This window comes from Evansella sp. AB-rgal1 (assembly GCF_041820985.1).
Taxonomy (GTDB): domain Bacteria; phylum Bacillota; class Bacilli; order Bacillales; family Salisediminibacteriaceae; genus Evansella.
In genome coordinates this window covers 194,432-211,094 of the sequence record NZ_JBGUAU010000006.1, presented here as the reverse complement: position 1 = coordinate 211,094, position 16,663 = coordinate 194,432, and the positions used below count along the sequence as shown (strand labels likewise).

General features: G+C 33.6%; 16 protein-coding genes. 12 read left to right on the top strand and 4 right to left on the bottom strand.

Features of this window, described 5'->3' with window-relative positions; translation table 11 throughout:
- Positions 1-35 precede the first annotated feature (35 nt).
- From ACERII_RS07135 to ACERII_RS07115, 5 genes are all read left to right on the top strand, one after another.
- Positions 36-995 carry a DUF294 nucleotidyltransferase-like domain-containing protein gene (locus ACERII_RS07135; RefSeq protein WP_373641133.1) on the top strand — a complete coding sequence of 320 codons (960 nt, stop codon included), beginning with the start codon at positions 36-38 and terminating at the stop codon, positions 993-995.
- Between the two features lie 7 nt (positions 996-1,002).
- Complete coding sequence (locus ACERII_RS07130) at positions 1,003-1,731, top strand: exonuclease domain-containing protein (RefSeq protein WP_373641132.1); 729 nt, start codon at positions 1,003-1,005, stop codon at positions 1,729-1,731.
- Positions 1,732-2,097: 366 nt separating this feature from the next.
- On the top strand, positions 2,098-3,072 hold the full coding sequence (locus ACERII_RS07125; RefSeq protein ID WP_373641130.1) for an AAA family ATPase: 975 nt from the start codon (positions 2,098-2,100) through the stop codon (positions 3,070-3,072).
- Positions 3,072-4,190: a DUF58 domain-containing protein gene (locus ACERII_RS07120; protein WP_373641129.1), complete on the top strand. Its 1,119-nt coding sequence runs from the start codon at positions 3,072-3,074 to the stop codon at positions 4,188-4,190. Before ACERII_RS07125 ends, ACERII_RS07120 begins: the two co-directional genes overlap by 1 nt.
- A complete protein-coding gene (locus ACERII_RS07115) occupies positions 4,183-5,499 on the top strand; it encodes a hypothetical protein (RefSeq protein WP_373641128.1) in 1,317 nt (438 codons plus the stop codon). The genes ACERII_RS07120 and ACERII_RS07115 overlap by 8 nt, the downstream gene beginning before the upstream one ends.
- Positions 5,500-5,511: 12 nt before the next feature.
- Here ACERII_RS07115 and ACERII_RS07110 read toward each other — a convergent pair whose 3' ends face one another.
- Positions 5,512-6,219 (bottom strand): YwaF family protein, encoded by a 708-nt coding sequence (locus ACERII_RS07110; RefSeq protein WP_373641126.1) that lies wholly within the window; start codon positions 6,217-6,219, stop codon positions 5,512-5,514.
- 115 nt (positions 6,220-6,334) lie between these two features.
- Positions 6,335-6,469, bottom strand: coding sequence for a hypothetical protein (locus tag ACERII_RS07105; protein WP_373641124.1), 135 nt, complete (start codon positions 6,467-6,469; stop codon positions 6,335-6,337).
- Between the two features lie 362 nt (positions 6,470-6,831).
- Between ACERII_RS07105 and ACERII_RS07100 the strand changes: the two genes are divergently transcribed.
- The 6 genes from ACERII_RS07100 to ACERII_RS07075 all read left to right on the top strand — a co-directional run bounded on the left by ACERII_RS07100 (position 6,832) and on the right by ACERII_RS07075 (position 13,255).
- Positions 6,832-9,030 carry a DNA topoisomerase III gene (locus ACERII_RS07100; protein WP_373641123.1) on the top strand — a complete coding sequence of 733 codons (2,199 nt, stop codon included), beginning with the start codon at positions 6,832-6,834 and terminating at the stop codon, positions 9,028-9,030.
- 120 nt (positions 9,031-9,150) lie between these two features.
- Entirely contained in the window at positions 9,151-10,725 is a 1,575-nt protein-coding gene (locus tag ACERII_RS07095; RefSeq protein ID WP_373641121.1) for an ATP-binding protein, read from the top strand.
- A 19-nt stretch (positions 10,726-10,744) separates the two neighbouring features.
- Positions 10,745-11,086, top strand: a complete 342-nt coding sequence (locus ACERII_RS07090) for a nuclear transport factor 2 family protein (RefSeq protein WP_373641120.1) — start codon at positions 10,745-10,747, stop codon at positions 11,084-11,086.
- Positions 11,087-11,377: 291 nt separating this feature from the next.
- The gene (locus ACERII_RS07085; protein WP_373641118.1) at positions 11,378-11,533 is read left to right on the top strand and encodes a hypothetical protein; all 156 of its coding nucleotides are present in this window, start codon (positions 11,378-11,380) and stop codon (positions 11,531-11,533) included.
- Positions 11,534-11,755: 222 nt separating this feature from the next.
- Positions 11,756-12,952, top strand: a complete 1,197-nt coding sequence (locus ACERII_RS07080; protein ID WP_373641138.1) for an MFS transporter — start codon at positions 11,756-11,758, stop codon at positions 12,950-12,952.
- Positions 12,953-12,961: 9 nt separating this feature from the next.
- Positions 12,962-13,255, top strand: coding sequence for a hypothetical protein (locus ACERII_RS07075; RefSeq protein WP_373641117.1), 294 nt, complete (start codon positions 12,962-12,964; stop codon positions 13,253-13,255).
- Positions 13,256-13,441: 186 nt separating this feature from the next.
- Here ACERII_RS07075 and ACERII_RS07070 read toward each other — a convergent pair whose 3' ends face one another.
- Positions 13,442-14,074, bottom strand: coding sequence for a YitT family protein (locus ACERII_RS07070; protein WP_373641116.1), 633 nt, complete (start codon positions 14,072-14,074; stop codon positions 13,442-13,444).
- Between the two features lie 533 nt (positions 14,075-14,607).
- Here ACERII_RS07070 and ACERII_RS07065 point away from each other — a divergent pair.
- Entirely contained in the window at positions 14,608-15,237 is a 630-nt protein-coding gene (locus tag ACERII_RS07065) for a LysE family transporter (protein WP_373641114.1), read from the top strand.
- Here the strand turns inward: ACERII_RS07065 and ACERII_RS07060 are convergent.
- The gene (locus ACERII_RS07060) at positions 15,218-16,597 is read right to left on the bottom strand and encodes an amino acid permease (protein ID WP_373641112.1); all 1,380 of its coding nucleotides are present in this window, start codon (positions 16,595-16,597) and stop codon (positions 15,218-15,220) included. The two genes, ACERII_RS07065 and ACERII_RS07060, sit on opposite strands and share 20 nt — an antisense overlap.
- Positions 16,598-16,663 lie beyond the last annotated feature (66 nt).

Genomic DNA, 16,663 nt, shown 5'->3' with positions numbered 1-16,663 from the left:
TCTTCAACAATCTAAAACGAAATGACTGATAGATAATGAATAGTTATAAGCAAATTAAAAAGTGGAGAGAAGAAGTTCTTCCGTCTGTTTCAACGGATCACATCAAATTGAATACATTGCACGACGATATAATGAAACAGATTATAACTATCTCAATAGAAAAAGTATCAAGTGAGTGGGGCCCTCCTCCTACTCACTTTGCTTTCTTTCTAATGGGAAGTGCAGGTAGATTTGAACAGGCGTTATTTAGTGATCAAGATCACGGCATTATTTTTGAAGGGGGAAAAAATGAAGAAGCATATTTCTTAGCTCTTGGTTCAGAAATTGTAGAAGGGTTTGCTATTTGTGGCTATGAACGTTGTGATGGAAATGTGATGGCATCGAACACACTTTGGTGTAAATCTAGGAATGACTGGCAATTACAAATAGCAAATTGGTTGCAAGAGAAAAGTTGGCAATCTTTAAGAAATTTTTCTATCTTTTTTGATTCTCGAGTATTATATGGAGAAGTTGATTTTTTAAATAGATTAAAAGAGTTATCCTTCCAACATATTGAAGAAGATAAAATGTTATACGAACGTTTAGTTGATAATGTTGGGTATGTGAAAAAGGGAATAGGGGTATTGGGTCAAATACTTACAGACAGTTACGGGGAACATGCTGGAAAAATTCATGTGAAGGAAAAAGCTTTTTTTCCATATATTAATGCACTTCGATTGTTAGCATTAAAAGAAAAAATCTTTCTACCTTCGACACTATCAAGATTTCGTAGCCTACCGTCTAATTATGTACATTTAAGGGAGTATCAACACTATTTTAATAGACTGTTGCATATTCGTTTGCTACTTTTAGAAAGTGCAAGTGCATATGACGAGGTTCATCATATTACTGTAAAAAACTTATCGAAAAGTGAAAAAAGAGAACTTAAACAATGTATGGTTAAAGGATACGAGCTTTTTAGAGAAACGAAAGCTTTAGTAAGTCAAAGGAGTTAATGATATCATGAATCCAATGATTCAATTTATCAAACAATTATCAGGTAGGCTTAATTCAAATTCATATACTTCCATACTAAGTCAATCTGATGCTGGGCAAATTGCTTATTTAAGACAGCTACAAAGGTCGATAAAAAGAGATGATGTGCTTGATGTACCTTTTTCTGAATTGGATGTAGTGGTTTTTGATTTAGAAACAACTGGTTTTTATGCAAGCAAAGGTGATCGAATCCTATCTATTGGTGCAATAAAAATAAATGGAAATAAAATTAAAAAAGACGAAACATTCTATTCCCTAATCTATAGTGAGGAAGGACCTTCAACTGAAATTGAAGAGCTAACAGGAATTACAAAAGAGGAATTACTTAACGCTCCTTCAATAGAAAATGTATTAATAGACTTTTATAAATATATTCAGGGAAATACTCTTGTTGCGCACCATGCCAATCATGAACGCAGTTTCATGGAGCATATGTCATGGTCTGTTTTACGGACACATTTTGAACATCGAATAGTAGACACAATGTTCTTAACAAAGATTATAGAGCGTAAAGAAAAACTAATAACTTTAGATGAATGTTGTAATTATTTTTGTGTGGAAAATGAACAAAGGCATCATGCCCTACACGATGCTATTGCAACAGCGAAGGTATGGACAAAAAGTACGGAAATACTAGAAAAACAGGGGTTAACAACTTTGAAAGATGTTTACTCATACTTAGCCAGCAATAAATAATGCAATTAGTTACTATATTCAAAACAAATGAAAGAAAAGGATATCTTAAAAGGTAAGACCTACTTTTAAGATATCTTTTTTTAAATATAAGTTTCAATTTTTGGTCTTTAAAAGTTGTCTAACTCTAAGTTCTATCCGCTGTAAAAGAAACCTACCAGTCGCGAAAGTAAAAATCACTTTTAATTGAAAGGACATTTTTACTTCGCAGATGGCAAATGATTTCGCTTTTCTTATTTCATGTGTAAAAAAATGTGAAATTAAAAATGGTGAAAGGACATACATAAAAGATGTAGAAATGTTAAAAGAAGAATAATAAAAAAATGACTTTGAACGAACAGAGTCAACTAGTAAGGGAGATACAGTTATATGACAGAAGTTGTTAAATTACAAGAGATTGCACAAAAAGTTAAAGAAAATGTGGGAAAAGTCATTATCGGAAAAGACGATATTATTGACCAATTATTCGTAGCACTAATTTCCTCCGGGCATGTACTTTTAGAAGATGTACCAGGTACAGGCAAAACGTTACTTGCAAAGTCTATGGCAAAATCGGTAGATTCCAGCTTCAAAAGAATTCAATTTACACCAGATCTACTCCCTACCGATGTAAGCGGTATCAATTTTTATAATCAAAAGCGAGGAGAATTTGAGTTTCGGCATGGTCCAATTTTTGCGAACATGATCCTAGCGGATGAAATTAATCGTGCCACTCCAAGAACACAATCGGTTTTATTAGAATGCATGGAAGAAAGGCAAGTAACTATAGATGGTGTTACAAGACAATTAGATAGACCGTTTATGGTAATAGCGACTCAAAACCCTGTAGAAAACCAAGGAACTTTTCCACTGCCAGAGGCTCAATTAGACCGTTTTTTATTAAAAATTAATCTAGGTTATCCTACGACCGAAGAAGGTATAGAAATCTTAAAGCGCTTTAAAGAAAGAAATCCCATTGAAGACCTACAACCAGTAGTCACTGTAGAGGAAATTATTCTTGCTCAGAATATGTATTCCACTGTATTTGTAAGTGATGAAATGTTTTCCTATATGCTTTCCATTATAGAAAAAACCAGAAGTCACCCACTCGTGAAATTAGGAGTTAGTCCTCGAGGTAGTCAGGCATTGTTAAAAGCAGTCCAGGTTTATGCGGCGTTACAAGGAAGAAGTTATGTTACACCAGATGATGTAAAGTCAATGGTGAAACCAGTATTAAGTCATCGAATTTTGTTAAGTCAATCAGCAAGAACGAGGGAGAATCAATCTGACATTGTATTAAACAAGATCGTTGAAGAAATCACTGTTCCAACTGAGGATCAATTAGTTAAAGGATTTGAAAGGTAATGGGTATTCAATGGTTCATTATTTTTACCGTTTTAATTATTCTCTTTCAAAGAACGATTTTCGATAAACTAGCTTTACGGAATATAAAGTATACTCGCTACTTTAGTCAAGAGGCCGTGTTTGAAGGAGAGACGGTAGAAATGATAGAAGAGATTGTTAATCAAAAAGTTCTTCCAGTACCGTGGCTTAGACTAGAATCGAAGTTTAGTTCTCATCTCCAATTCAAACAACAATCAACATTAGAGATAGTGGATAATCAATTTCATAGAAGTTTGTTCAGTTTAATGCCATATCAAAAAGTCACGAGACGACATTATATTACCGCGGAGAAAAGAGGTCATTATTGGCAAAATTTTGTGACTATGTCGAGTGGTGATCCATTTGGACTAGTGATAAAAAAACAAGAAATTGATGTTTCTGCGGATATTTATATATATCCTCAACTAGTTCCAATTGAAGATATTCCTCTGCCTTCCACGAGTTGGCAAGGTGATATTACCGTTCGAAGATGGATTATGGAAGATCCATTTATTATTGCTGGGGTAAGAGAATATTCTACTGGAGATCCTATGAAATCTGTGAACTGGAATGCAACAGCGCGAACCAATTCATTACAAGTAAGTAAAATGGATTATACTTCAGATCATCATTTAATGATATATGTAAATTTTGATTTGACGGAAGATATTTGGATGCCAATTAAAGATGAAGCAATTATTGAAAAAGCTATTTCATATGCTGCATCTATTGCTCAACATTCCATTGAACAAGGGATAGGCACAGGTTTTGGATGTAATTCTTACATCATTGAGCCAGATGAAGAGGTCAAACGAATTAAGCACTCTGTTCGAGTGGAACCAGGGAGCGGACAGGACCAGCTTCAGTATATTTTTCAGACGATGGCAAAAGTGAAAATGGATCGCAGTATGAATTTTAACTCTTTTTTAGGTGAGGATATTTCATTTAATAGAAAAGATACAGATATATTAATTATAACGGTCTATGTAACAGAAACAATGGAACAACAAATTCGTGAGCTTGAGAGTAATGGCAATTCCATTGAAGTTTTATTATTAAATGATACTGTTACGGATGAAATAGGTGATAACCATGATTAATCATTATTGGGAAGAGGTAGTCAAAAAGTGGATTTACGGTTTGTTAGAATATTTATGTTTGTTTCCTTTGATTTTTATGATTGGAATCTTTTCTATGGAATCACAACTTTTCGTTTTAATTACCGTATTACCAGTAATGTTTTTGATTGGAATATGTTTAAGGGTTTTTATTAAGAATTCAAAAAAATGGGTATATGTTCTTTTCAATTTGTTTTCAAGTGCTATAGTAGCTTATCTATTAATAGACGGTATAATCGCAACCAGCATCTTTTTTCTCTTTGCCATATTCATGGTGATTCGTGGAATAAACTACGTAGAGAATTCTTGGGAAACAGTATTTCCTGTTTCTTATCTATGGATTAGTTTACTTAGTTATTTTATCATTTTCTTTTTCTTTCGAAATAGTGAAATATTACAGCCATATAGTGATTACATTACATGGACAGGATTGTTAACAGTAGTTTTCACTTTATTTGTCTCAAATAGCCGTCAATTAAAAAGTGCTACATTGACGGAAAAAAAGAACGGATTAATTAACAAGACGATGACATGGCATAACCGCATATTTATTGGTTTAACGGTTATCTTCATAATCATCATCGCAAATTATCGCTATGTTCAGGAGATAATCGACCAATTAAAAGAAGCAATTCGTAATATTCTCATATGGTTTGTTCAATTATTTGAAAATGAGCCACCAGAAAATATTACATCAATCGAGCCTGCGGAAATAGTTCCACCAGATTTCATGGAGGAACCAGGTGATCCGTCTATCATTGCCGTTATTTTAGAGCGAATCTTCTCTGTCATTCTTATTATTCTTTTAGTTGCAGGGTCAATTATCTTACTCTATATCTTCTTCAAGAAAATTAGAGGATGGCTTAGAGCATTACGAATTTGGTTAGGGAAGATGTTAAATTTATTTAATAGTGAGAAGGAAGAAGACCTTTTAGCGTATGTGGACGAAAAAGAAAGTGCATTTGATTGGAAGCAATTTCGTCACGGATACGAAGAACGACTGAAGGATTGGTTTACAGAAACCTTCAAACGTGAACCGAAGTGGAAAGATTTAAAATCAAATGCTGAAAGAGCTAGATTTTTGTATAGGCACTATATACTAAAGCAAATGAAAAAAGGGTATAAGTTCAGGGAAAGTAACACTCCTATGGAAACAATGAAGGAACTTGACAAAAAAGATGAACGAAATACAATGTTGGCTACGACTTATGCAAAGGCTCGATATAGTAAAGAACAAATTGAAAAGGAGAAAGTGGATGAATTAAAAACATATCTAGATAATGAAAAATAAGTACTTAGAACATCACAACCTTTTCTTTTTGATATAGAAAGGTAGATATAGGAGAATAAACATTGTTAGTGTAAGAACTTCTAATGATAAAATATACCAAGGGTAAGGGCCAAGCCAATCTAGTATGCTCGGTCCTTTTGGTTTTCTGGCAAGAAACATATAGTTAGCTCCAGTTTGAATATTAACGAGAAAAACAAAAAATGCGATGATGTTTAATGTAATAAAGGATTTTACGATAGACTTCCATGTAGGAGTCATTTTGTAAACCCAGATCATATAGAGGATAGCTAAAATTATTGCAATATGAGCTATGAAAAAATGAACAAATCGAAAATGTGGAAACGTATAAAATAGATCAGGAGTTAATAATGCTTGTAAAGCTCCCCCGATACCGAAAAAATAAATAATTTCAAAGACTCTATACGAACGAGTGATTAACATAAATGCACTCAAATAAATGCTAATTGTACATAAATTCAATGGGAGATTACTTCTAACAGTCCACATATTATTTGATATTGTCCATATTAGTAACAAAATTTCGGACAGTAAAAGAATTGCTAATAATACCCACCTCACTTTGATCATGTAGGACTTTTGTCGATGGAGGTACATCCATATAACGCATACTCCAAATAAAAGTAAAATGAAGATGTGTGCGTAAGAAAGAAATAGTGCATCTACGCGTAGTTCTGATGGATGGAAGATTTGTTCAAGCATAATGAGACCTCCTTCGTTATTGTTATTATAATTGATAATAAAAGAATGATAAATAGAAAATGAAGTCTACCCTGAAAATACGTTGCTCAATTGGTGGTTAACTTATCTAGTATTCCTAATATTGTTGGTTTCTATTCCATTCGCTACTGCCCACTCCCTTTCCTGTGGGGAGCTGCCGAGCCACCTTCACGACTTCGTCTGCTACGGTGTCTCGCCTCTGCTCTGCTTCCCACTGGAGTTCCGTGGGCATTCGCTCATTCCATAGAAAGTTGATGTTACGCAATCATCTAATAATGTATTTTCATCCGCCATGGTGAAATGGTCACTTTCATGGAAGTCTACCCTGAAAATACGTGGGTTCATGGTAGTCAAACTTTTTTAGTATGACTAACTTTGCAGGTTTCTATTCCATTCGCTACAGTCCACTCCTTTCCACTCAAGGCACAAGTGCAACAACCGTTCATTCTTCACGGTGTCTTCTATGCTGTGGGCAGTTTTCTAAAGTATCATTAAAAGTTCACATTATCATTTATTTCTACTATAATTTTTGAGATAGATATATTATAATAGAAACAAGTGTTCTGTAAATTAAGGGAGTAGAGGGTGTATTTTATGAAACTAATTATTGCTGAAAAACCTGACCAAGGAGCAAAGCTTGCAGCCCCTTTTCCTCATACGAAAAAATCAGGGTACATAGAAATATCATCAAATCCGCATTTTCCAAATGGTGCAATTTGCACTTGGGCTATAGGTCATCTATGTGAACTAGTTCCCCCGGATACATATAACGCAAGTTGGAAAAAATGGTCATTAGCTACTTTACCTATTATTCCAGAGCGATTTCAACATCGGGTAGTGAAATCAAAATGGAAGCAATATAATATTATAAAAGGTTACGTTCATGATCGAAATATAACAGAAATCATTATTGCAGGGGATGCAGGTAGAGAAGGGGAAGCTATTGTTAGAGTTATATTATCTTTATGTAAAAACACTAAACCGATGAAACGATTATGGATATCCTCTCTCACTGCAAATGCAGTTTTAAATGGTTTTCAAAACCTTCTAGATGAAAAAGAGACTAGAAGTATATACAATGAAGCGTTAAGTCGCTCGTTTGCAGATTGGCTTGTTGGAATGAACGCTTCAAGAGCATATACACTGTTACTTCAACAAAAAGGTATTTCTGATGTATTTTCTACAGGAAGAGTACAGACCCCTACCTTGGCCTTAATTGTAAAACGAGAAAGTGAAATAAGTGATTTTATATCAGAGCCATTTTGGGAAGTGAAAGCAACCTTTCAAATGGATGGGAAAAAATACGATGGTACTTGGCATAAGGAAAACGAGACTCGGATTAAGGATAAAGAAATGGCAGAAAGAATTGCTCAGTTCTGTCGTGGGAAAGATGCTATTCTCCATTCATCAGAAAAAGAACGAAAAGAATTTAATCCTCCATTTTTATTTAACCTTTCTAGCCTACAGTTAACAGCAAATAAACGGTACCAATTTCCCCCTCAGAAAACATTGGATATTGCCCAGAAGTTATATGTAAAAGGGATTATCTCTTACCCTAGGTCAGATTCTAATTTCATTACGAAAGAGGAAGCAAACATGTTTCCTGACATATTACAGAAACTTAGTAAATTTGAACAGTTTGGTCGTTATTTCCCTTTACCCATTTCTTCCATTCTTCATAATAAGAGATATGTTAATGAAAAGAAGGTGTCCGATCACTATGCAATTATCCCTACAGAACAAGTAGTAGATCCAAACAAGCTTTCTAATGAGGAAGAAAGAATATATTCTCTGATTGTTGAAAGGCTTATCGCAGCTCACTATGACAAGGCAATATTTGATTATACTACGTTACATACATTAGTAGGTAACCGAGCTACATTTATCTCAAAAGGAAAACAGCTAGTTCAAGAGGGATGGCGAAAAGTACTTTTTGAAGAACCACAAGGAAAGAAAGAAAAAGGTGAGGAGCAACAGTTACCACTATTATCCGATGGAGTAGCAGGTGTTGTTGAAAATGTTACGTTAAAAGATGGGAAGACACAACCCCCGAAACGTTATTCAGAGGGTGAATTAATTACAGTAATGAAGACTGCTGGTAAGTCGTTACAGGATGATGAGCTCATCAAAGTTTTAAAGAGAACAGAAGGACTAGGAACCGAGGCAACTCGCGCTGGAATTATCGGTTTACTAAAAGATAGAAAATATATTCAGGTAGTGAAGAATCAAGTTTATCCTACAGAAAAAGGTAAATTGTTGATTGATGCAATTGGCAACAGTTTACTGGCATCTGCGGAAATGACAGCAAAATGGGAACAACGTTTACACGAAATAGGAGAAGGAAAAGCATCCCCAAAAGTATTTATGGAACAAGCGAAAAAACTAACTGCTAGTTTATTAGAGGATGCAATAAAACAGTCTCAACAATGGTCCTTTGATAATGTTGATGTTGAGAAAATAGGAACTGGAAAAAAAGGAGCATATTCTAGAAAGAAACGAGATACTATGTTAGGGCAATGTAAATTATGTACTGGATCAATTATTAATAAAGGAAATTTTTATGGTTGTTCTAATTATCAAAGTACAAAATGTAATTTTACCATTTCCAAAGAACTTCTAGGAAAAAAGGTATCAGAAGCAAATGTAAGAAAATTACTAACTGACGGGGAAACAAATATAATTAAAGGTTTTCAGAAAGAACAAAAAGCCTTTGATGCTAGGTTAATCTGGAATAGTCAAACGAGGAAAGTAGAGTTTCGGTTTCTAACTACTGAAGAAAGGAGTCAAAAATAGAGGAAATATGTATATGTTTGACGTATAAATAAAGAAAGAATAAAATAGTAAAAGAAAACTTAACAGATTGATAATATCTGTTAAGTTTTTTATGGTGTAGTGGATAGGGGTATTGTATAAGTGAAACGTAATTTAATATATAAAAGAAATAGATTATTAATTAAATTATTAGCATTATTCTACATTTTAATGACTGTAGTATATTTTGTTATGGATCCACAATTTTCTACTATTTGGCCACCAGTCGGTTTAGTAATTGTGTTATTTCTATTAATTATTTATAAAAGAAGCCAAAATCCAATATTAACGATGTATATTATGATCCTTGGATACTTTTCATATATATTTTACCTATTAATTCAATACCCATATTTAGTAAATTATATTTTCATTTTATTAGGACTTATATTATGTTCTATATATCAAAGCTATATTGCAATTATTGTAGGTGGACTAATTACAAAAGTATTGTTAGTTTACTTCTTTGTGTTTCATTTCGAATCTATTTTTATGAATGTGGATTATCCCTTTGACATTGCTTATTTTATTTTGTTTTCTTTATTAATGATGTTATTTTTCTTTTTTCAATTAAGATTTACAAACTCTCTATGGAAAAAAGTAGAGGAGAAAGAACAAAAAGCGAAGCATGAACTTCATTCTCAACAGGAATATCTTTATTCGTTCTTCCATCAAACAGGTGAAGCTATTATAGTAATTGATTTACAGGGGAATGTAAAAACAGTAAATCCTGCCTTTGAAAAGCTTTATGGCTGGAAAGAAATAGAAATTGAGAACGGAATTGCTCCTATCATTCCAATAGAAAACAGGAAAATAACAGAAGAACGTTTAGGTAAAGTGAAAGAAGGTAAAAAAATTGATACAATTGTTACTAAACATCGGAGAAAGAACGGGGATTTCATAGATGTGGAAGTTTCTTTATCACCAATTAGAGATTTGGCAGGAGAGGTAATTGCAATCTCAGGAGTGATTAGAGATATTACAGAAAAAAAACGAACAGAAGAAAAGCTGTTAAATGCTGAAAAACTATCCCTATTGGGAGAAATGGCAGCAGGAATTGCACATGAAATTCGCAATCCATTAACCGTTGTTTCAGGTTACATTCAGTTTTTACGAAAGAAAAATGATAATGAAACTGACAAATATGATATTATGCTTTCCGAGTTAAAAAGAATAGACTCTATTATGAGTGAGTTATTAGTATTAGGTAAGCCACAAGCAGTTGACTATAAATCACAGCAAATCCCCACAATCTTTGAAGAAGTTCTTTCTCTATATGAAGTACAATGTGAAACGAAATCTATAGTGGTACATAAAGATTTCCAAAAGAAGCTACCTCCCGTGAGTTGTGAAAAAAACCATTTAAAGCAAGTATTTATTAACCTTGTAAAAAATGCAATGGAAGCAATGCCTGATGGAGGGGAAATCACTGTTTCGGTTAAAATGAAAAATCACAATACCTTGTCAATAATAGTACAGGATACAGGAATTGGTATTTCGCCATCTATAATAGAAAAATTAGGAGATCCTTTTTTCTCAACGAAGAGAGACGGCACAGGCTTAGGTTTAATGATATCTAAACGAATAATCGAATCCCATCATGGTAAACTCCAAATTGAAAGTGAAGTAAAAAAAGGAACTAAGCTAGAAATATTATTACCGACAATAAACGAATAATATCTGGAGGCATAAAGGTATGGAAACTATAGCTGTAACTTTAGCACAGAAACAGTTAGATGCGTATAATAATCAACAATTAGAAGAATTTTTATCATGTTATAGTGAAGATGTAAAAGTAATGGAATTTCCATCAAATAAGATTATTTATACTGGAAAAACGAAAATGAAAGAAGTATATTCTACCCTTTTTGAAAGTAATCCTAATAATCATGCGAAATTATTAGCAAGAATTGCAGATGGAAATATCGTTATCGACCATGAGTATGTAACAGGAAGAGCAAATGGAAAAGAAGTGTATGCAATCGCAATGTATGAAGTAAAAGACAACGAAATCATTCATGTCTGGTTTAAAAAATAGAGAAACCTCCATGCAAGTGAAAAATTACATCCTGACGAATGAAAATACGTTATGAAGTGGATTAGTATAATAAACTTTCGATGAAATAGGCTGAAACGAATGGAATAATTACCTACAAAGTTAGCAATACTAGATAAGTTGACCACTAATTGAGAAGACCTATTTTTTTTAGGGGAGACATTTTAATCCTAAGAAATAAGTTCAATATTAATAATCCGCGAATAGAATTGTAAGGAGCAATGACGAAAATTGCTTCTTTTTTTGTGGTTCATAAAAAGGGAGGAGTGTAAAATGATTCCAAGTGTACTAATTACATTAGCTTGGGTTTTTATTGCAATACGTTGTGGAGTTCGCTTTGTTCATTTACTTAATAGGAAGTCACAAGATTGGTTAGAAATGTTATTTCAATTCTCTGTAGTTCTCATTGCATTATCATTTTTATTATAGAAATACTAAAACCGTTGAAGAAGATAGCCCTTATTTCATCAACGGTTTTTTATTCTACCAACTAGTTTAAAATTTTGCCGATATTTAGTATGTATGTAATCAAAAAAGTATCGCCATCTTAATAATAGTTAAGAATATATAAATGAAGGAAGTGCTTTTCATTTGGCCACAAAAGTAAATAAAGGGCTTGATATATTAGCTATAAGTTCGATCCCCCTCATTATGACACTTGGTAATTCAATGTTAATACCAATCTTACCTAGAATGCAGTCTGAATTAAATATAAGTCCATTTCAGGTAAGCCTAACGATCACCATTTTTTCTGTGGCTGCAGCACTATTTATCCCAATATTTGGGTACCTATCTGACCGATTCTCAAGAAAGGTCATCATTGTTCCAGCACTGTTTCTTTACGGTATTGGAGGTTTATTGGCAGGCGTTGCCGCAGCTTTGTTCACTTCTCCATACATTTGGATTATTGTTGGACGAGCATTCCAAGGCATTGGTGCAGCAGGAACTGCTCCAATTGCAATGGCACTAACGGGAGATCTATTTAAAGGTGGGGAACAAAGTAAAGTCTTAGGTTTAGTGGAAGCTTCAAATGGCTTTGGGAAAGTTCTATCTCCTATCGTTGGATCTCTTTTAGCACTGTTAATTTGGTATGGACCTTTTTTAGGATTTCCTGTGTTTTGTATTATTTCAATAGTACTTTGTATTTTCTTTATTAAAGAGAAGAAGAAGAAAAAAGAAGCACCACCTATAGGTAAATACGTAAAAGGATTATTTTCTGTATTTCATCAGGAAGGAAGGTGGTTATTCACAGCTTACTTGGCAGGTGCTACATGTTTATTTACATTGTTCGGCATCTTGTTTTACTTGTCAGATATTCTGGAAACAAGATATGACACTGTTGGGGTTTTAAAAGGAGTTATTTTAGCTATCCCGCTTTTATGTATGATGACTACCTCTTACATAACTGGAAGCAAAATAGGAAAAAACTTAAAGAAGATGAAAACGTGCATTGTAATAGGATTTTTCCTTATGACAGCATCATTTGCCACACTTGTTTTCTTCACACAGCTTATTCCATTTATTTCGGTTTTAGTAGTTAGCAGTATTGGCACTGGATTGGTATTGCCTTGCTTGAATAGTTTGATAACTGGGTCGGTAGGAAAAGCAAGAAGAGGCTTTGTAACTTCTTTATACGGCTCTGTTCGATTTCTAGGGGTGGCAATGGGGCCTCCTGTATATGGATGGCTGATGGAATGGTCAAGAAAAGGGATATTTTATTCAACTGCAGGTTTAACTTTATTAGTGGGATTACTTTGCCTACTATTGATTCATGCAAAGGAAAGTTCTCAAGAAAAGGACGAGAATACTACTACGTTGTTTAAGAAATTTCAGTTAACTACAGAATAAAGATTGGAGATGTTGAAATTGCAAATATATTTTTCCCCAGAATTTTTAAAGGATGATGCACAAGTGTTAAATATTGTAACGGACCATAATAAAGCAGTTGGTTACTTAGCGTTTTTATTAGAAGAGAACAAGAAAAAAATGTATGTATACGGATCACTAGAAGAAGAGGGTGTATCAGAAGATTTTAAGGATTTAGTAAAACCGTATTTACAAGGGTTAATGAAAATTAAACCTGAGCTAGAAGTTTATACGTATTTATCCATTGGCGGAAAAAAAGTAGAGATGGAAATGGAAAAAGAGTAAAAAAGAAAAATTATATATGTGAATAGTTAAGTTAGCTTTTATTGAGGGAAGTTATTGGAAAAATAATTGGAGTATAACCATGCAAACCCGAATATTATGCTTTGAATCAAATAACCGTGATAAATTTAATTTGAGAAAAAAATGCTCTTTCTTCAATAAATTACACCATATTTATTCAATAGTTTTTTACTTTTTGTACCATGCCATAGTAGGTAAATTATCTGATGCTGCTGTTGTTATTTTAATTTGATGGATAATATCAACTACTCTAGTAGAAATCCACTGAGAAATTATTGCAAGAATAACTATCCTCCAATCGATAATGGAGCCAGTTAATATAAAAATGCAACCATTGATTAGTAACAATGGCTTTCCAGGAGGAACATCCCTGTATTTCGAATATATTAATGCTAAAACACCCATCCCACCATTGGAAACATCGTGTCGAAGCAATATGCCTACCCCTATTCCTAAAATAATAGAACCAATAATGAAGTCAATCCAAATAGTAAAAGGAGACGAGAGTTCGTATAATTTGGATTCAAAGAAAAATATTGTTAATGAGGTGATTGAAATTCCATACATAGTACCGAGTGCACTCGCGTTCCCCAACCAATAAATAGCTATTACCAACATAGAAAAATTGACAAACCATAAAGCAAGACTCAAAGGAATACTAAACCAATAATTAAGTAAAACAGCAAGTCCACCAGCTCCACCTGAAGGAATTGAGTTTGGAAAAAGAAAAAGTGCCATAGCTATTCCTTGAATAATTGCCGCAATACTTATATTTGTATATTGCTCAACAAACTTTTTCACAGTTTTTCCTTAAAGATATGTATGTAAAAGTAATTCTTGCATCATTCATTATAATGCACCTCTTTATTGATTTTGGGTTGTCCTTTTATAATGTATTGTTACGATTGTAAAATATGTTAGCCATTTGGAACCAATACAATAACAATATATCCCTCCATTTTTTCCTTTTGCTCAGGTAATACTATAAAAGTTCAGTTGAACAAATAAGAATGAAGGGGCGAATGATACTATGGCAAACAACAATAACCGTCAAGCTCACAACAATAATAACAACAGAAACAATAACAACAATAATAACGAATTAAATGTAGATAATTTAAATACTGAATTAGGCAATGAAAATTCTGCACAAGATTATAACAATCAAAATCGCCGAAACAATCGCAACTGCTAGCTAATAAATTTTAACATTTTCGTATGCGACTCAAAAAAATCTTTTGAGTCGTATATTTTTTTGTAGTAAATTTCCTGATTAGAGAATAGATATGTACAAGCAATTTCTTGTCCATAAAAATGTCTTTGGGGGATGTTATATGAGTGTTTTTTTCACATATATTTTTTTAGGATTATCTTTAGCCGCTCCAATTGGGCCTGTTAATGCAGCACAAATTGATCGAGGTATTAAAAATGGATTTCTCCATGCGTGGCTCGTGGGGTTAGGAGCTACGGTAGCAGATGCTATATATATGTTTCTTGTATTTGTAGGGGTATATCACTTAATTGAAATACCATTTATTCAATCATTTTTATGGCTATTTGGATTCTTTGTGCTTGTTTATACTGGAATTGAAAGCTTATCTGGAGCCAGCAATATTTCTATGGATGAGACGAGATCCAAAGAAGAATCTCATCTCAAATCTTTCTTAGCAGGATTCTTTATGTCCTTATTTAATCCAATAACAATTCTTTTTTGGTTAGGAATTTTCGGTTCGATATTAGCAAAAACGGTAACGTCCTTTGGAACAACAGAAGTGATCCTTTACGTTACCGCCATATTTATAGGTATTACTGTATGGGATATCACGATGGCGAGCTTAGCAAGCACTATGCGAAAATTTTTAACTACTAAATTATTGAAAATTATTTCTTTTTTGTCAGGTTTATCATTGATCGGCTTTGGCGTATATTTTGGTATTCAGGCTGCTAAAGTTTTATTTTCGTAAATATGGAATCAGGAGCTTCCTCTTTTGGATCTGGTGGATTTTTCTTCCAAAAATGACGCATAAACAATGTGACGATAGCTATCACAACAATAAATATAATACTAACGTAAAATCCAGGTCTACTCGTTCCATGAAATAATGTGCCACTTATGGCTAGTAAGACCAATAAGAAACCAAAGGCACGCTTTACATTATCAAGTGTAGTCATTTCGTGGAGTCTACCATAAGACCCAAGAATAAAGAACCAGTTATACAGAAGCATCAATCCTGCTGCAGTAGTAAAGTATTCATAAATATTTCCTGGTAAAAGAAGAGACAAAATTACAGAGATTATTACACCGAGAAGTGTGACGGCAATAGCAGGTAATGCAATGACCTTTTTTATTTTTTTAGCTAAAACAGCTGGTGCATCACGATCTTCACCTAATGTAACTAAGATTCGAATAACAGCAAATAACGATGCAACCATTGTAGAGAATCCAGCGATAATAAAAACACCATTAAACACATGAGGCACAAATGGTAAGGCATACTCGCTTAACGCTTGAACAAAAGGACTTTCACTTGTTGTGAAGTCTTTCCAAGGAACCATAATTAATGCTAGTCCAATAGAAGATACATAAATGATGGCTAAGGTAAATAACATCACCTTACCTGCTTTTGTTGCTTCTTCCATTTTTTCCAGACGAATTGCTAGTAGACCTATAATTTCAATTCCAGCGAATCCATAAAAACCATAGATGAAAGAAGGTAAAATTCCTCTAAAACCATTAGGAAAAAAGGAATCAAAGGTAGTTGGGAAAGACACTTCTTTATTCCCACCAAATATTCCAAAAAGTGCTAAAGTCGCCAAAATAATAAACATCAAAATTGCAGCAATTTTTAACACTGCTAATAAATTTTCAATCCGGTCAAAACCTTTAGTACCAGTTAATATAACAACAAAACCCAATAAGGCATATACACTGGCAAATATCCATAGCGGTATTCCAGGAAACCAAAAACGTGTAAAGATGGAAAGTGCAGTCATTTGACTTCCAATGATTAACATCTCAGAAGCCCAATACACCCAACCACAACTAAAACCCGCCCATCGACCATACGCTTTTTTCGCATATGTTCGGAAGGAACCTTTTTGAGGATTGGCAATCGTCATTTTAGCAAGTGCTTCATAAACAAAATAAGTTCCTAAGGCAGCTAATATAAAGGAGAAAATGACAGAGGGGCCAGCCATAGAAATAGCAATGCTTGATCCAAGAAAGAAACCTGTACCAATTGTACAGGCAATACCAAGTAAAGATAATTGCCACCATTTTAGTGGCTTTTCTTGTTTCTCTTTCGCATTTGTCTTCATTTCCATCCTCCGCTCTAAATTCCTTCATTTATTGTTAGAAGATTGAAGGAGTTTTATGTATTTTCTTGTTAG